The organism is Chryseobacterium tructae (assembly GCF_030409875.1).
GTDB lineage: Bacteria > Bacteroidota > Bacteroidia > Flavobacteriales > Weeksellaceae > Chryseobacterium > Chryseobacterium tructae.
Window position 1 is genome coordinate 463,712 of sequence record NZ_JAUFQR010000001.1, and the last position, 22,180, is coordinate 485,891.

A 22,180-nucleotide genomic window follows, 5' to 3' on the forward strand; every position below is an offset into this window, starting at 1 on the left:
TCTCTTTGAAGATGGCAGGGTGTTTTATTTAGTAATTACAGTGATAGCAAGCGAATTTTCAATTTCTTATATTGAAAATGTAATTGATTGAAATTGAATAGAGAACCTTTGCTGATCTTGGCCATATGTTTTATTCTTGGAATTTTTTTTCAGGATAAGTTTACGTTGGAGAAAGGCTGGATATATGGAATTGTTGCTATTAATCTTGGAATTGTAATTTCTATTTTCTTTACTACTTATTTTTTGCATAAATCCAGAGTAATTTTAATGGGAATGTTGTTTTTGGGAATAGGATGTATTCTTCACTTTTATAATACTCTATCTCAAAAAAATAATCTTCCGACCCATAAAAAAGAAATTGTTGTTTTTAAAATTTCCCAGAAATTAAATTCAACAGAAAAATACAAGAAATATGAAGGGGTGGGGGAATGGGGAGGAATTAGTTTTAATTCTATCTTTTATATTCCCAAAAATAATGCAGAATTAGACTTTAAGCATTATTACAAAGCTGAAACCTATATTACACAACCCCAAAAACCTCAATATGATTTTCAATTCAATTATGCGCAATATCTGAAAAGAAGAAATATTGACCATCAGGCTTATATCTCAAACGAAATTTCTTCTACAGAAAGAAATGATTTGAGTTATAGGGATCAGATTAAACAGTATAGGCTCAATGTTTTGTGGAAAATCGACAACACGAAAATGTCTGAAACTACCAGAGCATTTTTGAAAGGAATTATCCTGGCAGACAGAACTGAAATGGATGCCACTACTGTTCAGGATTTCAACAGGTCTGGACTGGTTCATTTATTGGCTATTTCAGGAACTCATATTGTAATTATTTTTGGCCTTTTTTATTTTTTGATGATTCGTTTCATTCCATTGCAGTTTAGAAAATATGCGATTATTTTAAGTCTGATTTTTATTTGGTTGTTTGCCTTGTTTATTGGATTTGGGAACTCAGTGCTGAGGGCCTGTATCATGTTGACAGTGTATTTTATTTTTGTTATTCTGCAGAGAAAACCGGATTTATTACACTCGCTAGCTTTGTCAGTATTTATTATTTTAGTGTTTGATTCTCAGCAACTTTTTGATGTAGGATTCCAGCTTAGTTTTCTGGCTGTATTAGGAATATTTTGGTTGAATCAACCTCTTTTGAAGCTTTTTCCTAGACAGGATAATTATTTTAAAAAACTAATCTTTAATACGATCACAATATCCTTATCTGCACAATTGGCAACACTTCCATTGGTATTGTATTACTTTCATCAGTTTTCGTTGATTTCGATTATTGCCAATTTTATTATTGTTCCTTTTTCTGAAGTGATTATTGTGTTTTCATTTCTGATGACACTTCTTATTGCTTTGGGTATTGATTTTAGCTTTATTAATAAACTGTATGATGTTTCTATTCAGTTCCTTTTGAAGGGGATTCATTGGTTTGCTGGAGCAGATGCTGTATTGATCAAAAATATTCCAATGAATTTGATCGAAGTATTATCAGTATCAGTAATAGTATATTTACTGAGAGCCTTAATTTTAAAATTTTATTTTAAAAATTCCATGAATTTCATCATTGCTGTTTTGGCGTTTTTAATGATAAGAACTGGATTCAATGTCTTTGAAAATCAGAAGAAAGAAGTGCTTTTTCATGTTTTTAAAAAGAAGGAAATTATTTCAATAAAGAATGGGAGTAAAGCTTGCTTTTGGATTCAGGATATGACAGACAAGGAAAAAGTTTTACAATTTGTGGTTGAACCTTATTGTTCATCCAGAAGAATAGAGCATTTTGAAATAAGGCAAATTCCTTTTTCAACTAAAAAAATAGTTTTTGAGGATCAGGTTTATGATATGAAATAAAAAATTTTGATTTTTTGGTTTTTCTTTATTTATAACGCATAAAGCTCTTATTTAGAAAGATTACAAACTGTCTAATTGTGAGATTTCTCACTTTTCGATCTTGTTAACATTTCTTAATTTTGTGGGAAATTCAAATTTAAACTTATATGGCAGGTTTAACGAGTTCTACGATAGGTAGAAAATACGCTATGGCATTATCAGCTATGTTTTTGCTGATTTTTCTTATACTGCATTTGACAACCAATTTGTTATCAGTTCTAAACAGGGATGCATTCAATACAGCATCTGAGTTTATGGGCTATAATCCTTTTGTGCAGTTCTTAATGCAGCCTATTCTTGGTTTTGCAGTAATTTTCCATTTTGCGATGGGATTTGTGCTTGAAATCAAGAATAATAAAGCGCGTCCAGTAAAGTATGCATCAAACAATGCTGCTGTAAATTCTTCATGGATGTCCAGAAATATGATTATTTCCGGGGCAGTTGTGTTGGCTTTCTTGGCGCTTCACTTATATGATTTCTGGTTACATGAAATCAACTATAAGTATGTAGAGGGAATCGCTCCCGATTCAGAACGTTTCTGGCCGGAACTTCATGAGAAGTTTGCAGATTTATGGAGAGTAGCTCTATATGTGATCTCTTTTGTACTATTGGGCTTACACTTGGCTCACGGATTCCAGTCTTCATTCCAGTCTATTGGAGCAAGACATCCAAAATATACGCCCGTGATCAAGGCTTTCGGAACATGGTATTCTATCCTTATTCCGGCAGGATTTATCATCGTGGCAGTTTTTCATTTTATAACTCAATAATATCAATATACTAGTATGAGTAAATTAGATTCAAGAATTCCAGCGGGTCCTCTTAAAGACAAGTGGAAAAATCATAAAGATCATATGAACCTTGTTGCACCAAACAACAGAGATAAGATTGATATTATTGTTGTAGGTACAGGTTTGGCAGGAGGTTCTGCTGCAGCTACTTTAGCTGAGCAAGGATATAATGTAAAAGCATTCTGCTACCAGGATTCTCCAAGAAGAGCGCACTCTATTGCAGCTCAGGGAGGGATTAACGCAGCTAAAAATTACCAAGGAGATGGTGACTCTACCTACAGATTGTTCTACGATACCATCAAAGGTGGTGACTATAGAGCAAGAGAGGCTAACGTTTACAGATTAGCTGAAGTTTCTGCAAATATTATTGACCAGTGTGTTTCCCAAGGAGTTCCTTTCGGTAGAGATTACGGCGGTCAGTTAGATAACCGTTCATTTGGTGGGGTTCAGGTAAAAAGAACATTCTACGCAAAAGGACAAACAGGACAACAGTTATTATTAGGAGCATACTCTTCAATGAGCCGTCAAATCGGTAAAGGGAGAATCAAGATGTACAACCGTCATGAAATGCTAGACCTTGTAATTGTTGACGGAAAAGCAAGAGGAATTATCGCAAGAAACCTTGTAACAGGTGAAATCGAAAGACATTCAGCACACGCAGTTGTAATCGCTTCAGGAGGATACGGAAACGTATATTTCCTTTCTACCAACGCAATGGGATCAAACGTTTCTGCTGCTTGGAAGATCCACAAAAAAGGAGCTTATTTTGCAAACCCTTGCTATGTACAGATTCACCCGACTTGTATTCCGGTTCATGGAACTCAGCAGTCTAAATTAACTTTGATGTCTGAATCATTAAGAAACTCCGGAAGAATCTGGGTTCCTAAAAAGATTGAAGATTCAGTAGCCATCAGAGAAGGTAAATTAAGACCTGAAAACATTAAAGAAGAAGATAGAGATTACTATTTAGAAAGAAGATATCCTGCATTCGGTAACCTTGTACCGAGAGACGTTGCTTCAAGAGCAGCTAAAGAAAGATGTGATGCCGGATTCGGAATCGAGAATAATGATACTCAGGAAGGGGTATACCTTGATTTCTCTACAGAGATCATGAAAAAAGGTAAAGAAGCCGCTATCGAAAAACATATTCACAATCCTACAGAGCAGCAGCTTTATGACCTTGGTAAGAGCTGGGTTGAGGAGAAATACGGTAACTTATTCGTAATGTACGAAAAAATTACAGCTGATGATCCTTACAAAACTCCAATGAAGATCTATCCTGCAGTTCACTATACAATGGGTGGTGTATGGGTTGATTATAACCTTCAGTCTACCATCCCTGGATGTTTCGTAATTGGTGAAGCTAACTTTTCAGATCACGGAGCTAACAGACTTGGTGCATCTGCATTGATGCAAGGTCTTGCAGACGGATATTTCGTATTGCCTTATACGATCGCAGATTACCTTTCTGCAGATATCAGAACAGGAGAAATTCCTACCTCTTCAGCAGCGTTTGACGAAGCCGAAAAAGGAATTAAAGATAAAGTTGATTTCTTCATTAATAATAAAGGAACTCACTCAGTAGACCACTTCCACAAGAAACTAGGACACATCATGTGGAATAAAGTAGGAATGGGAAGAACTCCTGAAGGATTGAAAGAAGCAATCAAAGAAATTGAAGAAGTAAGAAACGACTTCTGGAAGAACGTAAAAGTACCTGGAGAAGGTGATGGAATGAACACTGAGCTTGAAAAAGCATTCAGAGTAGCAGACTTCCTTGAACTAGGACAGCTAATGGCTATCGATGCGTTAAACAGAGAAGAATCTTGTGGTGGTCATTTCCGTTGGGATCACGCTACTCCGGATGGAGAAGCGGAAAGAGACGACGTAAATTTCAAATACGTCGGAGCTTGGGAATATCAGGGAGAAAATATCAATGCGGAAGTATTGCATAAAGAAGAACTGATATATGACAACATCGAGGTTAAACTAGAAGTTATAAATAATCTCCAACCTATAAATATAACATTATGAGTGCAAAAAAAGGCTTACATCTTACGCTGAAAATTTGGAGACAGAAAAATAGTAAAACTAAAGGTCAGTTTGAGACCTACAAAATATCAGATGTATCTACAGACTCTTCATTTTTGGAGATGTTGGATATTCTGAACGAAAACTTAATTAACGAAGGAAAAGAACCTATCGCTTTCGATCACGACTGTCGTGAAGGGATCTGCGGAATGTGTTCTCTTTACATCAACGGTAGAGCTCATGGTCCTGATACAGGTATTACTACTTGTCAGCTTCACATGAGAATGTTCAAAGATGGAGAGACTATCGTTATTGAACCTTGGAGAAGTGCTGCTTTCCCTGTTATCAAAGACTTGATGGTAGACAGAAGCGCATTCGACAGAGTAATGGCAGCAGGTGGTTTCATCTCTGTAAATACTTCAGGAAATACATTGGATGCTAACGCTATTCCTGTTCCTAAAGAAGATGCAGACAAGGCAATGGATGCTGCTGCTTGTATCGGATGTGGAGCTTGTGTAGCAACATGTAAAAAAAACGGATCAGCAATGCTGTTTGTAGGAGCTAAGGTTTCTCAGTATGCATTACTTCCTCAAGGTAGAGTAGAAGCTAAGAGAAGAGTTCTGAACATGGTGAAAGCTATGGACGAAGAAGGATTCGGAAACTGTTCAAACACTGGTGCTTGTGAAATTGAATGCCCTAAAGGTATTTCTCTTGAGAATATCGCAAGAATGAACAGAGAATATATGTCTGCTCTTGTAGATCAAGGATAGAATTGATTCAAAATACTTAAAAATCGCCCTCGTTTCGGGGGCGATTTTTTTTATATTAGTATTTTAGTTGTTAAAGTTTGTTAACTTATTGACAGATCTTAGGTTTACTTTGCCGAATAAGTATATATTTGGAGGGCAGTTGAATGATCTGAAAAGCTTATCATTTCAGTTGCTTTTTGCCCCTGAAAAATTGAGAGATAAAGTAATTGAAATGTCCCTTTTTATCGGTGGTAATAAAATTTTTAAAAAAAATAATCAGTGTGAATTAACATGCCCTAAAAAGCGTATTTTTGTGTAATATTAAAAATTGAAATGAAAAAATATCTTTTATTGTTTATCATCGCGATTTTCGTGATGTCTTGTTCAAAAAAAGTAGAAGTAAAAGGGAAAATTACAGGAAGCTCACCATTAGAAAGAATCGAATTTGTAGAAGCTTCTGGAGTAGGAACCTTGCCTTTAATTAATATTGGTCTGGATAAAGATGGAAACTTTTCAGGAAGCTTTGATGCTCCTAAAGACGGAATGTATGTTATCAATTATGCCAGCAAACAAAACTTAATCTATCTTGAAGGAGGACAAAAAGTAAATATCTCAGGAAATGCATTAACATTCCCTAATGAATATGTGATTACCGGAGATGCTAAAAAGAATAATGATTTCCTTACAGCAACCCAAAAATTCTTGGGAGACTATGGTAATAAAGTTAACTTAAGACAGTTAATGGCTGGCGATGAAGCTGCATTTGTTAAAGGGATGCAAAAAGTAGAATCGGATATCAATAAGAATGTTGATGATCTTGCAGCTAAAAATAACCCTAGTAAAGCCCTTTTAGACTGGAAGAAAAACGATGTTAAAGTAACGATCCTTAATCTTCTTGCTAATTATGAAATGTCACACGGAGCAATGTCTGGTAATCCTTCTTATAAGCCTTCTAAAGCTTTGACGGATTATGAAACTAAACTTGACAGTGATAAAGACGCAATGGTGAAAACTATTCCGCTTTACAGACAATATCTTCTTGTAAAAATGACTCCGGATTTCCAAAAATATGCGGAAGCGAACAGTAAAAATAAAACTGGAATCACTACTTCAGAAATGTTTGCTAAATATCTGAGCACTAAAAAAGATATCTCTCAAACAGCAAAAGACTACCTTTTAGCATTTGTAATGGCTCAGGCAGATATTCACCCAACCTCTCCAACTGCTAATATTGATAAGATCAAGAAACTTATTGATACAGATATCAAAGATGCTACGATCAAAAGTGATCTGTTAAAAATGCAGATGGCAATTACAGGTCTTAAGATTGGTGAAGTTGCTCCTGAAGCTGCTCTGATAAAACAAGACGGAAAAGCATACAAGCTTTCTGAAAACAAAGGAAAACCTTATATGGTATTCTTCTACGCTTCATGGAATCCTTATATCGGTGAAGCTACAATGCCGGTTTTAAAAGAAGTTGTAAATTTCTACAAGTCTAAAATGAACTTTGTTTTTGTAAATGTAGATGATACAAAAGATCAGTTTATTAAAACAAGCAATTCTTTATTAAAAGGAATTCCAGGAGTAAACGTTTACGGAGAAAAAGGAATGGAATCTGACATCGCTAAAAAATACGGAGTATATGGATTCAAGTTGCCTTGCTTTGTAATTGTGGATAAAGATGGAAAAATTGCCAGCAGATCATTTGTAAATCTTGGTGAGCAGGAATTAGTAACCATTTTGGATAAACTTACAGGGCTTTCAGCTCCAAGAGTAGACCCGAATGCACAAATGCAGCCTCAATTACAGGTTGATCCTACTGCACCGCAGCCTGCAAATCCTCAACCTGCACCTACAAAATAATAAACTTTAATATAGATCAGAACCTTATCTTCGGATAAGGTTTTTTTTATTGTATTTTTGCAAAGTGAAACTTTTGAAGTTTCGATTAGGAAAATAGAAAATTTTAGAATGAGTAGAAAGAATAAGAAAAATTTAGTTCTTGAAAATATAAAGCTGTTGAATGCCGGAGCAAAAGGTGTGGCAATTGGTAAAACAGAAGATGGTAAAACAGTATTAGTTTCGGGAGCAATTCCAGGTGATATTGTAAATGTTAGAGTGAAAAAAGCCAAGTCCAAATATTATGAAGGTGAAGCTGTAGAAGTACTGGAAAAGTCTCCTTTCAGAACAGAACCAAAATGTATTCACTTTGGAACTTGTGGTGGATGTAAATGGCAAAATATGAGCTACGAAAAGCAGCTTGATTTTAAACAGGAAGAAGTCTATAATAATATTAAAAGAATTGGTGGGATCGAGGATTTTGAAACCCTATCCATTCTGGGCTCTAAAGAACAGTATTTTTATAGAAATAAAATGGAGTTTTCTTTCTCCAATGCGAGATGGCTTACCCAATACGAGATCAGCTCTGAAGAAAACTTTGGAAGCAAAGATGCTCTAGGTTTCCATATTCCGGGAATGTGGAGTAAGATCTTAGATCTTAAAGAATGTTTTCTACAGGAAGACCCTTCCAATGCAATCCGATTAGCGGTGAAGAAATATGCTGTTGACAACGGATTAGACTTCTTTGATGTAAGAAATCATGAAGGATTCCTGAGAACGTTGATGATGAGACAAAACTCTAAAGGAGAGTGGATGGTATTATTCCAGCTTTTTAGAGAAGAAAAAGAAAATAGAGAAAAACTTTTTGCATTTATATTAGAGAAGTTTCCGCAAATTAAGACATTGGTGTATGCTATTAATCCAAAGGCCAATGACTCTATTTATGATCTGGATATCAACATCTATTTTGGAGAAGGATATTTAATGGAAGAAATGGATGGACTGAAATTTAAAATCGGGCCTAAATCATTCTTCCAGACCAACTATAAGCAAGCCCTGGAATTATACAGAAAAACACTTGAATTTGCAGATCTGAAAGGAGATGAAGTAGTGTACGATTTATATACAGGAACAGGAACCATTGCTCAGTATGTGGCAAGAAATGCAAAACAGGTTATCGGAATAGAATCTGTTCAGGAAGCAATTGATGCAGCCATTGAACATGCTGAATTAAATGGCCTTACCAATACAACGTTCTATTGTGGAGATATGAAAAATGTCTTTAACGACGAGTTTATGGAGAACCATCCTAAAGCAGATGTGTTGATTACAGATCCACCAAGAGATGGAATGCACCAAAAAGTAGTTGAGCAAATCTTGAAGTTGGCTCCTGAAAAAGTAGTGTATGTAAGCTGTAATTCAGCTACGCAGGCAAGAGACTTAGCATTGATGAAAGAACACTATACTGTAGTAAAAATATTACCGGTAGATATGTTCCCACAAACTCATCACGTAGAAAATATAGCATTGCTGATTAAAAAATAATTTAATTAAATTTGAGCTCAAATCTTAATATGAAGTATTTTAAATTTCTCCTAATGCTCTGCCTGGTAGGAATGTTCTTTTCATGCGGTAGTGATGATGATATCTGTGAAAGCGGTGAAGGAACTCCAAGAATGAGAGTCTCTTTCAGAGCAGCAGGATCAGATAAAGCAAAAACTCTTGATTCGCTATCTGTTGCGGTAGATTATGGCTCAGGAAAAGTGGATCTGGGATGGCAGAAGAATATCGATTTTAGACTTATTCCTTTGAGGGTGGATGATTCTCCTTATACCGATATTTATTTTAAAATATCTACCAAAGGTAAAGAATCCAAAGTAAGAATGACCTATACTACAAAATCAGTGTATGTATCTCCTGGATGCGGTGCCAAAAAAACGTATGAAAATTTAAGCTCAGAATTAATAACTCCTGATCCTGTTCAAAGCCTGGAAAACGGACAAAATCAAATATTGAATGAAGACAAGACTAATCTTTACCTTCTTTTTTAGCCTGTTCGGAATCCTAATCTGGGCACAGGAGAAAAAGAAAGAAGAAGTGAAAAAGACCCATTGGAAATATAAACCAAATTTTACAGTTGGACTTGATGTTTTGAATACCGGAGTTGGTTTTTTTTCAGACAGAAAACTATATCAGGGATTTATTTCCTCAAAAATTAATGGGAATGTTCATGCTATTGCCGAAGCAGGTTTTGAGAAAAACATCTATCAAAAAAATGGGTATGATGCTAAAGTAAATGGTCCTTTTGTTAAACTGGGAGCATTCTATATGCTGGCCAAGGATAAAGAAAATGAATTCAATGGATTCTATGCAGGAGGCAAAGTAGCGGGATCATTTTATAACCAAGAATATATGGCTATCCCTGTTCGTGGATATGGTGGAAGTAATTCTTCAGTATCCTTTCCTTCTTCATCACAATCCTCATTCTGGTTAGAAGGTACTTTGGGAGGAAGAGTACAGTTATTTGAATCCAACTTTTATATTGATGTGAATCTTCAGCCTCGTTATTTGGCATACACTTCCAAACAGGATGATATCTCTCCGATGATCATTCCGGGATTTGGAAAAAGCTCTTCAAAATTTAATATGGGATTTGCATGGAATATAGCCTATAAGTTTTAATATACTTATATAAAAAATCATTTATTATATCAATAAGCCCAGGGAAATTTCCCTGGGCTTATTGTTTTATGATATCGTCTGGTATGACTTAATAAAAGAATAGCTCATATAAAATAGATGGAGAGCAGTATTGCTTCGGAATTTACTTTTTGTTATCAACGATATCGTAAATATTGTGAAATTTTATCGTTGAAAATGTTTTGGATTGATAGTCTTACAGATTAAAATGTAAAAAAAACAGATTGATAATAATACTATAAATAAGTCTTGATCGTTAAGAGTAAATGGTAGTATTGTTGTAAAATGTAATAATGTTTTATATGGTTTTAATTTAACTAAAAACTAAGAATATCGCTAAATGTTAATGAATTTGTGTGATTTTGTTTTATTTTTTATTTTCAATCATATAGGTGATTATTATCTAATTTTTGCAAAAAAGTATTTTGATAAATGTATTATAATGAAAAAATGATTAGATTTGTGTAAATATTAAAATATTAGCTTATGGGATAAAATTACTTTTTTTACTACAGATATTCTGTAAAACAAGAGGTTTTAAAATTTCTTTTTAGCCTCTTAAAATGGGAAATACTATAATTCTTAATTATCGTTATCATTATTAAATTTTAAAAAATATGAGTGGACTTTTACTCTGTAAAATGAGCCGGCCTTTTAAGGTGCTCATTGCATTGCTCTGTATGGTCGTCGGATTGTCCATGCAAGCACAAACCATTACCATTGGTACCGGAACATTAACCCAAAAGTATCCTTTAGCGGTTGATTACGGTTTTGAACGTTCTGCTGCAATTTATACATCAGCAGAAATTGCTGCTGCAGGAGGAAATGCTGGAAGTATTCTATCTCTGGGATGGAATTCTACAGCAGCTTCGAATATTGCGAGACCAGTAAAAATTTATATAAAACCGGTAGGAACTACAACAGCCTTGACAGCACAAAACTGGGGGGCTTTAACTACCGGAGCAACTCTATTGTATAGCGGAAATACAGGTCTTATACCAGTAGGTTGGTATACTATTCCTTTACAGATTCCTTTTACTTATAATGGAGTAGACAACTTGATGATACTTGTTGAAACCAATTATGGGAAATCAGGTATTTCTAGTGGTGCAACAAAGCTTACGTATTCTACAGTTACAAATGGACATTTGTATCTTCAGACCGATACTAACCCACCTACCACTGCAAATGGTACGTTGAGTAATTTCAGACCGGATATTCAGTTAACTTTTGGTACACCACCATCATGTATACCGATGCCTCCGGGAGGAGCAATTACTACGGGAACTGTTACGGCTACTGATGCAGTTCTAAATTGGCCTGCTTATGTACCTGCTCCAGCTGCAGGATATGACGTATATTATAATACAACGAACGTACCACCGGTAGCAACAACGCCTCCGACTTTAACTGTTCCGCCAGCAGCAGGCCCTACTACGACTATCGGTCCATTGCTTCCACTAACAACCTATTATGTATGGGTTAGAGCAAGATGTAGTGCCACTGATCAAAGTGTTTGGTCTACACAATTGGTATTTGCTACACCAGCAACTTGCCCTGCAATGCCTAATGGTGGAGCTATAACAACAGGAACAATCACTCCTAATACTGCAATCATTAACTGGCCTTCATTTGGCTATACACCTGCAGAAGGATTTGAAATCTATTATAATACTACAGGTGCAGCACCTAATGGATCAACTCCACCTTCACAAACTGTTCCATCGGGAACAGCTACATCTGCAACATTGAGCCCATTAATTCCGGATACAACCTATTATGTATGGGTGAGAGCAAGATGTAGTGCAACAGATCAAAGTACCTGGAATATCATACCAAAATCTTTTGTAACACCACCTACTTGTTTGCCGGTTCCTTCAACTGCAGGATCTTTAACTGTAGGATCAATGACCCCTACAAGTGCTGTGGTAAGCTGGCCAGCTTCACCTTCCGCACCGTCAGGAGGATATGAGGTATATTATAATACTACAGGTACACCGCCATTACCGGGTACTTCAGGAACTGTTGTTCCGGGAACCTCCGCACCTTTAACACCATTAGTTGCAGGAACTACCTATTATTGGTGGGTAAGAGCAGTTTGTACTTCTTCAGATAGAAGTAGCTGGGTGGCAGGACCTCCATTCTCACCAGGTCAAATTGGAACTGGAACTGGTAACTCAGGTTATCTTCCAATATATGCTTACTATGGATATAACTATTCTCAACAGATTTATACTGCTGCGGAAGTGTTAGGAGCTGTAGGGAATGGTAAATTTATTACTGAACTCAAGTTTTATGTTGACGCAGCTGCTGCAGCCGCAGATCAAAATAAATACAATGAGTGGGTAGTTTATATGGGGAATACAACACAAAATAACTTTACCGGAAGCGCCTCTTGGGTACCCTATTCTTCTTTGAAGAAAGTTTGGGAAGGAACACTTCCTACAATGACAGACGGAACTTGGGTGACTATACCATTAACCACTCCGGTACTGTGGGATGGGACAAGTAATCTTGTTATTGCTGTAGATGAAAACTCGCCGAGTTATACATCAAATGTGACCTGGGGAAGCTTTACAGCCAGTACTGATAGAGGATTGTTATACTACAATGATAGTACTAATCCGGATCCAGCTTCGCCACCAACATCCTCACTAAACAGATACAAAGATATTCCGAAAATCAGACTTAAAGGAATAGAACTTTTACCTTGTACAGGAGCTGCACCTAGTAATATTGCTGTAAATAATGTTACCTCAAGTACAGCAGTTGTAACATGGGTGCCTGCTATAGGAGCTACTTATGTGATCCAATATAGACCAGCTTCTGGTGGGCCTTGGAAAACAATGAATATTACAACGGCTTTGGCAAGTAGTGCGCAATTAATTAATTTGTTAGATGGAACTTTATATGAAGTTCAGATTGCAACAGTTTGTAACGGTACTCAGGGAGCATTCTCTACCAGTACTCAGTTTTCAACTCCTGCACTGACTTATTGTACTAATGTTCCTCCGGTTGCTACACCACCTACCTTGCCAAGTGGATATATTAGTAAAGTAGTTGTTACGCCTACTAATGGACCGATAATGGTAAGTGATTCAAACTATGACGGATATAAAGATTATAGTACAGATCCTACCAGATTGGTGACTTTAGTGAGAGGTACAAATAATAATAAGATCAGTATTACTAAATTCTTCCCTGGCTCTTCAAGCAGTTATGGAATAGGAGTTTGGATTGACCTTAACAGAAATGGTATTTTCGAAGCATCTGAAAGATTTGTTAATGGTTCTTCTGGTACAACCACTCCTGTGAATACGGCAGGAACTGGATTCAGTATTGCTCTTCCTCCATCTGCTGCTACTTACGACGGACCTCTTTTAACTCGTATGAGAGTAATCATGAGAAATGGAGATGTTACTTCACCTTGTGGAGCATTTACAGGTAGTGGAGAAGTAGAAGATTATGCAGTAAGATTGATTGATCAACCAGTATGTACAACAGCGGCACCAACAAATATTACAGTTTCAAATATTACGGATGTAAGTGCTACATTCTCATGGTTGGCAGCTACAGGGGCTACTTATAAGCTTCAGTATAGAAAGAAAACAGCTCCTGGTAATAACTGGGTTACTGTAAACACAATACCAGCTCCAGGAAATTCTTATACAGTACCGGCATCTAGCCCATTACTGGAACAAACAGAATATGAAGTTCAGGTAGCAACTATCTGTAATGGTACATCAGGGGCATTCTCTGCATTAATACCATTTAAGACATTACCGCTACAATATTGTGTTATTTCGGGTAGTGGAGAGAATGATCACATTTCAAATGTGACAGTTACCTCTGCTAATCTAGGAACGCCTCCAATGAGTAATAATTCTACTCAGAATTATTATACGAGCTATAACACTCCTGCAACACTTATTACTTTAGACGCTGGTTCTTCAGGTAACAAAATTTCTGTTTCAAAGGCATGGTCCGGAGCAACAAGTAATGATGCAGTTGCTGTTTGGATAGACTTTAACAGAAACGGACAGTTTGAAATTGGTGAAAGAATCCTTGGTTCTGCAGGAAGTACTGTTACACCGGTTACTGATCTGTTTGTTGTACCTAATGTACCTAATGTTTATACAGATCCATATACTACTACTATGAGAGTAATATTAAAGCGTAGTAGTGCTATTCCTACAGCATGTACAAATGCTGCTGATGGTGAAGTTGAAGACTATGCGGTAAAAATCAGACCATGTAGTAGTTTAGCACCGAATGCGCCTACCTTTACCACAATAACTCATACAACAGCTGTTGTTAACTTATCCGGAGGAGCGAATACGGTAACGTATCTTGTAAGATACAGAGTAAATGGAACTTCTACGTGGACAGAAATATATGCTTCTGCAGTATTAGGAAACATCCCGCTTACGCTTATAGGATTAAGCCCTGCAACAACTTACGAAGTTGAAGTTGCCGCAGTTTGTGGAGGTACAACAAGTGCTGCTACACCAATTAAGAAATTCACAACAAGATGTGATCCTACACCTCCAACGGTAACAGTAAGTAATATCACTCCAACAAGTGCTTTGATTACCTGGAACCCGGTTGTATTAAGTGCAACATATAGAATGAGATGGAGAAAAGTAGGAGCTACAGCATGGGAGCCTGCTATCAATCTTCCTGCTGCACCTACCAATACATATGTATTAGGAAACCTGGATTCGTTTGTTACTTATGAAGTACAGGTTGCCAATAAGTGTGATGGTGAAACTAATTTTAACGATTACTCAAATTCTAAAGTATTTACAACAGAAAGAATTTGTGAAATTGCACCTCCAGGATTGACAATTACTCAATTATTGCCAACTTCTGCAGAAATTACATGGGATCCATATCCGGGAGCAACATATGTTCTTAGATATAGAAAGGTAGGTATTCCAAGCTGGACAGAAGTTACTACAGCTGTTAATACTATTATATTGAATGGTCTGGTAGAAATGACAAGTATGAAATGCAGGTTGTGAATATTTGTGGTGGTAAGCCAGGAAATTATACTCCGCCTTACTACTTTACAACACCAACTGTAATTTACTGTAAGATGAAATCAGAAAATTCAGCAGCTGAATATATTTCCAAGGTAACCGTTATTCCAAATGGAAAACCAAAAATGGAAAATGAATCAAAAGGATCAACCTATACAGATTATACAGGAGTTCCTAAGACATTTATCGAATTGATTCAAGGATCTACAGATAATGAGATCATCATTGAGAAAAAATGGTTAGGAAAAACTTATAATGAAGGAATTTCAGTTTGGATCGACTTCAACAGAAATGGAGAGTTTGATATCAGTGAGAAAATTTTCACTTCATTGCCAAACACAGATACTCCTGTATCAGGTAAATTTAATGTTCCGGCAGACGCTTTTGTAAGTACAACAGATTACAAATATGCAGTGATGAGAGTAGCAATGGAAAGAGATGGAATCCCGGTAAACTGTGTGAATGTTAAGAATGGAGAAGTTGAGGATTATACGGTAAGAATTTCTAAACAAGGAGTTCCTAACCCAATTAACCAAACAGATATCCTGATTTATCCTAATCCTGTAACTACAGTATTGTATGTGAAAAATGTTAGCAAAAGAGCTAAATATAAAATTTACAATGCTGCAGGGCAAATCATTGTAGAAAGTATTTTATTAAATAACGAAATCAACGTTAGCAAATTGATTAACGGCGTTTATGTAATAGATATCGACGATAATGGTAATACTGCTCAAAAGAAATTTATCAAAAAATAATTGAGCTAAATTTCATATAGAATAAGCCTTCAGAAATGAAGGCTTATTTTTTTGTTCAAAGGTATGCAAAGATGAATGTTATCAGTAATGATAAAAACGATAAAGAAGCTAAAATAACGATAAAATAATAGGATAAAGGATATAAGGATACCTATTAAAAAAGCCCTCAGAAATGAGGGCTTTGTGTACTTAGGAGTTAGAGAAAATCTAACGGTTTATTTATTCTATGGCAAAGATGACTTTTTCAGTCTGTTCTTTTAATTCTTCCCGATTGGAATTGTTATAAATGATACAATCCGCCATTTTGATTTTATCTTTTTCAGGCATTTGTTTTTCCATGACAGCTTCTACCTCACGATAGGTCTTGTTATCTCTGTCCATTACCCTTTTGATTCGGATATTGTCCTCTGCCGTTACTAGAAGAGACTTGTAGCATTGTCTGTTAAGTCTTAGTTCAAATAATAAAGCCGTTTCCTTAAAAACCAGATATTTGGTTTGCTGTTTTATCCATTGTTCGAAATCAATACGTACAGCAGGATGAATAATTTCATTTAATTGCTGAAGAAGGTCTTTATTATTAAAAACCTTATCCGCAACAAACTTTCTGTCATATAATCCATTTTCATCATAAGACTCTTCGCCTAGCAGTTCTTTGATTTTGATCTTCAATTCCTCATTATCATTGACAATCTCTTTTGCTCTGTCATCAGAATAGTAAACCGGGAAACCAAACTCCTCAATGAATTTTGCAACGGTAGTTTTTCCTGAGCCGATTCCTCCTGTTAAGCCTATGATCTTGGGTGCGGGCGGCTCTGCCTGTTGACCCTCTGAATGTAATTCCTCCATAATTAAAAATTAATACCCAAAAACATCATTAAAACTGAACGTTTCGTCAAGTCTTACTCCCTTTTCAGTCATTTTAAGACTCGCCAATTCATTGTGAGCATCATGCTCAAAGAATAATAAATATTCATTATCAACACATTGCTTAAGGAATTTTCCTTTTTCTTCCAATGTTAAAAGAGGTCTTGTATCGTATCCCATTACATATACTTGATTAATGTGTCCGGCAGTAGGGATAAGGTCAGCAGCAAAAACAACTGTTTTTTCCTGATATTGAATAACCGGAAGCATTTGCTTTTCCGTGTGTCCGTCTACGAAAATAACATCCATTTTAAGATCAGGAGCAAACCCATAGTTTCCGGTAGTCGGAAGAGGCAGGAAGTTTAATTGTCCACTTTCTTGTATAGGAATAATATTTTCTTTCAGGAAACTTGCTTTTTCCCTTGCATTAGGTTCTGTAGCCCATTGCCAATGGTTTTCATTAGTCCAGAAATGAGCATTTTTAAAAGCAGGTCTGTAACCTGTTTTGTCATCATTCCATTCTATGGCACCACCACAGTGATCAAAGTGAAGGTGAGTAAGGAATACATCGGTAATATCTTCCTTTACAAAGCCATATTTTTTTAAATTTTTATCCAGAGTATCATCTCCCCAAAGCGAATAATGACCAAAGAATTTATCATCCTGCTTATTTCCCAGACCGCAGTCTACAAGAATTAGCTTTTTTCCATCTTCAATAAGTAGGGAACGGGTTCCCAATTCGATTAAGTTTTTTTCGTCTGCTGGGTTTGTTTTTTCCCACAGACTCTTTGGGACGACGCCGAACATGGCTCCGCCATCCAGTTTAAATTTTCCACATTGTATTGGATATAATTTCATATATATTTTGATTTATCTTTTTAATAATTTCATTTTCTCAGCAATTTTCCGGGCATCATTATCTGATTGTTCTAGGTGTGAAATGATATTGTTAAAATCATTTTCCTTCCTGTTCTGGGATAGTTTCTGTTTGATAAAAATTTCCGTTGGAATAATCTTGATCCCAAAGGCTCCTTTCATTTCCTTCTCCACAAATTCCTTTCCCATATCTTTTACCATCATGGGACACTGTTGAAACTTTTCATATTTCGAAGTTAGTTTATCCAGATGAGTATAGAGCTCATCCTGATTCATTAGCTCAACTGTTCCATAGATCTGTACCGCTTCATAGTTCCATGTGGAAACATTGATGTGGTCATACCAGCTGCTGGAGATATAAGTATGAGCACCTAAAAAGTCACACAACACTTCATCTCCATTTTTTAGGGCTTTTGCCTGTGGATTAGCTCTGGAAATATGAGTTTCAATATAAGAATTTTCCGGATCACTTTCATTCAGCATCATCATGGAATGAGTAGCACGAATCTTATCAACGGAAGAAATGAGCAATGCAAAGGAATTTTCTTTGATAATTTCTCTCATCACATCCATATCCTCACTTTTGTACAATTTAGGAACAAACATATATTAACAACTCTTTTTTTCTTACCTTAAAACTGAAAACGTTGAACCAAAGATCTTTGGGCTTTACATTAAAAAAGCTCTCCGGGATTTCTGGGTCTTGAAATACTTAAATGCTGATAAGCTTTATCAGTAACCTCTCTTCCTCGTGGAGTTCTGATGATAAACCCCTCTTGAATCAAAAACGGCTCATACACTTCCTCCAGAGTTTCCGGGTTTTCTCCAATGGATGTTGCCAAAGCAGAAATTCCTACCGGTTTCCCCTTGAAGTTTTCAATCATGACACGCATGATCTTATTATCCATTTCATCCAATCCAAACTCATCCACGTTTAGAGAGTTCAGGGCATATTTGGTAATATTAATTTCAATTTCGCCATTTCCTTTAATTTCCGCAAAGTCACGTACTCTTCTTAGTAAGGCGTTAGCAATTCTTGGTGTACCACGGCTTCTTCTGGCAATTTCAATAGCAGCATCTTCATAAATGACTACTCCCAGAACTCTTGAACTTCTCTGAATAATCATAGATAAAAGCTCAATAGAGTAATATTCCAGTCTGCTTTGGATTCCAAATCTTGCCAGCATGGGCTTGGTAAGCATTCCGCTTCTTGTGGTTGCTCCCACAAGAGTAAAAGGATTCAATCCGATTTGTACACTTCTGGCGTTAGGACCTGTTTCCAGCATGATATCGATCTTGTAATCCTCCATTGCAGAATACAGATATTCTTCCACTACTGGAGAAAGACGATGGATTTCATCAATAAAAAGAACATCATTTTCTTCCAGATTGGTAAGCAAGCCTGCTAAACTTCCAGGTTTATCCAATACAGGTCCTGAGGTAATCTTACAGTTTACCCCAAGTTCATTGGCTATAATATTAGCTAGTGTTGTTTTTCCTAACCCTGGAGGGCCATGTAAAAGGACATGATCAAGTGCACCACCACGTCTCTTGGCAGCAGTCACAAAAACCTCAAGATTTTCCAGCGTTTTTCTTTGCCCCGCAAAATCTTTAAAGCTTTGGGGACGAATTTGTTCTTCCTGCATCAACTCCTCCCGAGAGTAGTTTTCCTTATCTGGATGTAAAAAATCTGGCATTAATTCATTTCATTTACCTCAAAGATAACAAATTTAGACCAAGATTGAAATGAAGATTAAGAAAAGGTGAAATTGAGAGGAAGATTAATATTCTCGTTGAGGTTTAGACTCGGAGGAAGAGAGAATTTGAGATATTTTAAGTATTTTTGAGAGGAAAATTAAAGGTGAATAATTTCATTTTGAACATATCATTTGGTTGATTGATATTCTTATGAAATGGTAAATGATATAATCGCTTTGCCATGCTGATATCTTAATAGTAAATTATGAATAGAAAGCATTCACCTTCTAACCTTTAACCTAAATAAATGAAATTAATAGGCCCATTTAAGCAGGTTGTTACACTTGCCAATCTTCCATTAAGAGGAAAACTTACCGATGAACAATTAGAAATTATTGTTGATGGAGGAATAATTGTAGAGAACTCTGCCATTCAGAAAATTGGAAATTTTGATGCACTTCAATCAGAAAACCCAACAATAGAAATAGAAGCTATAGAAGGAGAGCAGATAGTTCTTCCTGCATTTGTAGATTCACATACCCATATCTGTTTCGGTGGAAATCGTGCGAATGACTTTGCGATGCGTAATGCTGGAAAAACATATCTGGAAATTGCCGAAAGTGGGGGTGGAATCTGGAGCTCTGTACAACATACAAGAAATGCTTCGGAAGATGAGTTGCTAAAAACATTATTGGAAAGAATCAACTTCCTTGTAGACCTTGGTATTACCACTATTGAAGTAAAAAGTGGATATGGATTGGATGTGGAAAATGAATTGAAAATGCTTCGAATCATCAAAAAGGCTCAGGAATCAACAAAGGCCACTTTAGTTCCTACTTGTCTTTCTGCTCATTTAAAACCAAGAGACTTTGAAGGCAGCAATCCTGAGTACCTGAACTATATTCTTACCGAGATTCTCCCAAAAGTAAAAGAAGAGAATTTAGCGAAGCGTGTAGATATCTTTATAGAGAAATCGGCCTTCCAGCCTGAAGAAAGTAAAGAATTCTTGCTTAAAACTAAAGATTTAGGTTTTGAAATAACCGTTCACGCAGATCAATTTACACCGGGAAGTTCAAGAATTGCAGTAGAAGTAGGTGCTAAGTCGGCAGATCATTTAGAAGCAACAATTGATGAAGATATAGACTTCCTGGCTCAATCTGATACCGTAGCAACAGCGCTGCCGGGGGCAAGTCTTGGACTAGGTGAGAAATTTACACCGGCAAGAAAACTCTTAGATGCAGGAGCTATTGTAGCCATTGCTAGTGACTGGAACCCGGGATCTGCACCTATGGGAAATTTAATTACTCAAGCTTCCATCTTAGCTACCTTCCAGAAGTTAACTACAGCTGAGGTATTAGCAGGAATGACTTATCGCGCAGCTTATGCTCTTAATTTTGAAGACAGAGGGCAGCTTGATACAGGTAAAAAAGCAGATTTTGTGACTTTTAAGACGAATAATTTCCAAAACGTTCTTTATAATCAAGGAAGTTTAAAAGCTGAACACGTTTATATTGACGGAAAAAAGGTTAATTAAAATAGTAAGAACCTAATTAAAATGAATGAAAAGCTGGATTATAAAGGTTTTTGGGATTGGTTTTTAACAAAGGAAAAAGACTTCTATCAGATTGTGGCAAAAGGAGGTCAGGAAGCTATTGAAAAAGATTTTTTTGACAGCATGGCTCCGAAACTGAGCCAGATCAATGGAGGATATTATTTCCTGACAGGAATGAGTGATGATTCTACCGTAGAATTGATTCTTACCGCAGATGGAGAAATTCGGAATATTGTTTTTATTGAAGAACTTATTGAAGCCGCTCCTAAGCTTGACCATTGGAAGTTTACAGCCTTAAAGCCTGAAAAGAAAATAGATAATGTAGGCGTTGAAATGGGAGAGTATAATTTTTCGAAAGATAATATTTTCTTCTATTCCAAAGAACAGGAAGAATATCCTGATGAAATAGATATTGTCTTTGTTTATGATGGTAATGCCGAAAATAAAGACGCTATTACAACAGGAGTGTGCATCTTTTTAGATAGCTTTTTAGGAGAATTGAACTTTGCTACACAGATTGATACCTTTACAGTTATAGGAAGAGGCCAAGCCCAACAAGAACTTGTTCCTATTGAAAAGCTAAAAGATTTCTTACAATGGCGAGAAAGAGAATTTACGGAAAAATATAAAAGTATAAAGAGAGGAGATGTAGAAGAAGAGTTCTCTATTCTCAGGGCTACCTTGGATAATAATAGACCGCTGATTGCATGCATGAATCTTCCATTATTAGAGTATGATGCAAAAGCTTCCTATCCATGGATTTCGGTGCTCAAATTTCATTATAATGGAGAAGCAAATGACGGATTGCCAGAAAAAGAAGACTTTGAAAGATTAAGCGATATTGAAGATGAGGCTATTGAAGATTTAAAGCAAAAAGGGTACTTGTATATTGGCAGGGAAAGTGCAGATAATATCAAAGAAAGCTATTTTGCAGGGAAAGATTTCAGACAAATCTCCAAAGTTTTTAAAACTATAAAAGACAACCATCCTGAATACAAAATTTCATTCAGAATCTTTAAAGATAAATATTGGCAATATTTTAAATATTATAATAATGCTGTTTAAAGTAAAAAGTGGAAGAGTTTCTTTTCCACTTTTTTTATGGGTAATGTCCATCTGCTTAGAAAGATTTATGGGGATTGATGGGTGATTAATCTTAGGCTTTACACTAAAATACAGGTGCGAAAATGATCAGAAAAATCAAAATACTGAAATCATAAATTCTCCTATATTTTTCATATTTTCTTTAAGTTTTCTTATCTTGCACTGCAATTAGCGTTGGTTTTTAGATAAATAACGCATTTTTTCATAGTTCTTAAGTGCACTGTAGATTCCGGAATCTGGATATTTTCTTATTTCTCAGTACTTTTTTCAG

Annotated in this window: 15 protein-coding genes and 1 pseudogene; 12 read left to right on the forward strand and 4 right to left on the reverse strand. The window is 36.1% G+C overall.

Features of this window, described 5'->3' with window-relative positions:
• Nucleotides 1–87: 87 nt before the first annotated feature.
• The 10 genes and pseudogenes from QWZ06_RS02150 to QWZ06_RS02195 all read left to right on the forward strand — a co-directional run bounded on the left by QWZ06_RS02150 (nt 88) and on the right by QWZ06_RS02195 (nt 15,815).
• Nucleotides 88–1,866, forward strand: a complete 1,779-nt coding sequence (locus tag QWZ06_RS02150; RefSeq protein WP_290295500.1) for a ComEC/Rec2 family competence protein — start codon at nt 88–90, stop codon at nt 1,864–1,866.
• A gap of 146 nt (nt 1,867–2,012) precedes the next feature.
• Nucleotides 2,013–2,675: a succinate dehydrogenase cytochrome b subunit gene (locus QWZ06_RS02155; RefSeq protein WP_045501149.1), complete on the forward strand. Its 663-nt coding sequence runs from the start codon at nt 2,013–2,015 to the stop codon at nt 2,673–2,675.
• A gap of 15 nt (nt 2,676–2,690) precedes the next feature.
• A pseudogene (locus tag QWZ06_RS02160) lies at nt 2,691–4,702 on the forward strand (fumarate reductase/succinate dehydrogenase flavoprotein subunit).
• A 24-nt stretch (nt 4,703–4,726) separates the two neighbouring features.
• Nucleotides 4,727–5,497: a succinate dehydrogenase/fumarate reductase iron-sulfur subunit gene (locus tag QWZ06_RS02165; RefSeq protein WP_290295502.1), complete on the forward strand. Its 771-nt coding sequence runs from the start codon at nt 4,727–4,729 to the stop codon at nt 5,495–5,497.
• A gap of 312 nt (nt 5,498–5,809) precedes the next feature.
• Entirely contained in the window at nt 5,810–7,339 is a 1,530-nt protein-coding gene (locus QWZ06_RS02170) for a TlpA family protein disulfide reductase (RefSeq protein WP_290295503.1), read from the forward strand.
• 108 nt (nt 7,340–7,447) lie between these two features.
• Nucleotides 7,448–8,860, forward strand: coding sequence for a 23S rRNA (uracil(1939)-C(5))-methyltransferase RlmD (gene rlmD, locus QWZ06_RS02175; RefSeq protein ID WP_290295504.1), 1,413 nt, complete (start codon nt 7,448–7,450; stop codon nt 8,858–8,860).
• Between the two features lie 29 nt (nt 8,861–8,889).
• Nucleotides 8,890–9,366: a DUF6452 family protein gene (locus QWZ06_RS02180; protein ID WP_290295505.1), complete on the forward strand. Its 477-nt coding sequence runs from the start codon at nt 8,890–8,892 to the stop codon at nt 9,364–9,366.
• On the forward strand, nt 9,332–9,997 hold the full coding sequence (locus QWZ06_RS02185; protein ID WP_290295506.1) for a DUF6048 family protein: 666 nt from the start codon (nt 9,332–9,334) through the stop codon (nt 9,995–9,997). The genes QWZ06_RS02180 and QWZ06_RS02185 overlap by 35 nt, the downstream gene beginning before the upstream one ends.
• Before the next feature lie 635 nt (nt 9,998–10,632).
• A complete protein-coding gene (locus tag QWZ06_RS02190) occupies nt 10,633–15,039 on the forward strand; it encodes a fibronectin type III domain-containing protein (protein WP_290295507.1) in 4,407 nt (1,468 codons plus the stop codon).
• Complete coding sequence (locus QWZ06_RS02195) at nt 15,027–15,815, forward strand: GEVED domain-containing protein (RefSeq protein ID WP_290295508.1); 789 nt, start codon at nt 15,027–15,029, stop codon at nt 15,813–15,815. The genes QWZ06_RS02190 and QWZ06_RS02195 overlap by 13 nt, the downstream gene beginning before the upstream one ends.
• Nucleotides 15,816–16,034: 219 nt before the next feature.
• On the opposite strand, the gene coaE is transcribed toward QWZ06_RS02195, so the two are convergent.
• From coaE to ruvB, 4 genes are all read right to left on the reverse strand, one after another.
• A complete protein-coding gene (gene coaE, locus QWZ06_RS02200; RefSeq protein ID WP_290295509.1) occupies nt 16,035–16,661 on the reverse strand; it encodes a dephospho-CoA kinase in 627 nt (208 codons plus the stop codon).
• Between the two features lie 9 nt (nt 16,662–16,670).
• Nucleotides 16,671–17,537 carry an MBL fold metallo-hydrolase gene (locus tag QWZ06_RS02205; protein ID WP_160135945.1) on the reverse strand — a complete coding sequence of 289 codons (867 nt, stop codon included), beginning with the start codon at nt 17,535–17,537 and terminating at the stop codon, nt 16,671–16,673.
• A 12-nt stretch (nt 17,538–17,549) separates the two neighbouring features.
• On the reverse strand, nt 17,550–18,161 hold the full coding sequence (locus QWZ06_RS02210; protein WP_290295510.1) for an FMN-binding negative transcriptional regulator: 612 nt from the start codon (nt 18,159–18,161) through the stop codon (nt 17,550–17,552).
• Nucleotides 18,162–18,229: 68 nt separating this feature from the next.
• Nucleotides 18,230–19,252 (reverse strand): Holliday junction branch migration DNA helicase RuvB, encoded by a 1,023-nt coding sequence (gene ruvB, locus QWZ06_RS02215; RefSeq protein ID WP_290295511.1) that lies wholly within the window; start codon nt 19,250–19,252, stop codon nt 18,230–18,232.
• 308 nt (nt 19,253–19,560) lie between these two features.
• On the opposite strand from ruvB, the gene hutI reads away from it, so the two are divergent.
• The gene (hutI, locus tag QWZ06_RS02220; RefSeq protein ID WP_290295512.1) at nt 19,561–20,787 is read left to right on the forward strand and encodes an imidazolonepropionase; all 1,227 of its coding nucleotides are present in this window, start codon (nt 19,561–19,563) and stop codon (nt 20,785–20,787) included.
• A gap of 21 nt (nt 20,788–20,808) precedes the next feature.
• Complete coding sequence (locus QWZ06_RS02225; RefSeq protein WP_290295513.1) at nt 20,809–21,870, forward strand: DUF695 domain-containing protein; 1,062 nt, start codon at nt 20,809–20,811, stop codon at nt 21,868–21,870.
• The last annotated feature ends 310 nt before the right edge of the window (nt 21,871–22,180 follow it).

Excerpts from the sequence above, each read along its gene's own strand:
- QWZ06_RS02165 (WP_290295502.1), top strand. The coding sequence starts at position 4,727 with ATGAGTGCAAAAAAAGGCTTACATCTTACGCTGAAAATTTGGAGACAG.
- QWZ06_RS02225 (WP_290295513.1), top strand. The coding sequence starts at position 20,809 with ATGAATGAAAAGCTGGATTATAAAGGTTTTTGGGATTGGTTTTTAACA.
- QWZ06_RS02180 (WP_290295505.1), top strand. The coding sequence starts at position 8,890 with ATGAAGTATTTTAAATTTCTCCTAATGCTCTGCCTGGTAGGAATGTTC.
- QWZ06_RS02205 (WP_160135945.1), bottom strand. The coding sequence starts at position 17,537 with ATGAAATTATATCCAATACAATGTGGAAAATTTAAACTGGATGGCGGA.
- coaE (WP_290295509.1), bottom strand. The coding sequence starts at position 16,661 with ATGGAGGAATTACATTCAGAGGGTCAACAGGCAGAGCCGCCCGCACCC.
- ruvB (WP_290295511.1), bottom strand. The coding sequence starts at position 19,252 with ATGCCAGATTTTTTACATCCAGATAAGGAAAACTACTCTCGGGAGGAG.
- QWZ06_RS02185 (WP_290295506.1), top strand. The coding sequence starts at position 9,332 with ATGAAGACAAGACTAATCTTTACCTTCTTTTTTAGCCTGTTCGGAATC.
- QWZ06_RS02170 (WP_290295503.1), top strand. The coding sequence starts at position 5,810 with ATGAAAAAATATCTTTTATTGTTTATCATCGCGATTTTCGTGATGTCT.
- QWZ06_RS02155 (WP_045501149.1), top strand. The coding sequence starts at position 2,013 with ATGGCAGGTTTAACGAGTTCTACGATAGGTAGAAAATACGCTATGGCA.
- rlmD (WP_290295504.1), top strand. The coding sequence starts at position 7,448 with ATGAGTAGAAAGAATAAGAAAAATTTAGTTCTTGAAAATATAAAGCTG.
- QWZ06_RS02190 (WP_290295507.1), top strand. The coding sequence starts at position 10,633 with ATGAGTGGACTTTTACTCTGTAAAATGAGCCGGCCTTTTAAGGTGCTC.
- QWZ06_RS02195 (WP_290295508.1), top strand. The coding sequence starts at position 15,027 with ATGCAGGTTGTGAATATTTGTGGTGGTAAGCCAGGAAATTATACTCCG.
- QWZ06_RS02210 (WP_290295510.1), bottom strand. The coding sequence starts at position 18,161 with ATGTTTGTTCCTAAATTGTACAAAAGTGAGGATATGGATGTGATGAGA.
- hutI (WP_290295512.1), top strand. The coding sequence starts at position 19,561 with ATGAAATTAATAGGCCCATTTAAGCAGGTTGTTACACTTGCCAATCTT.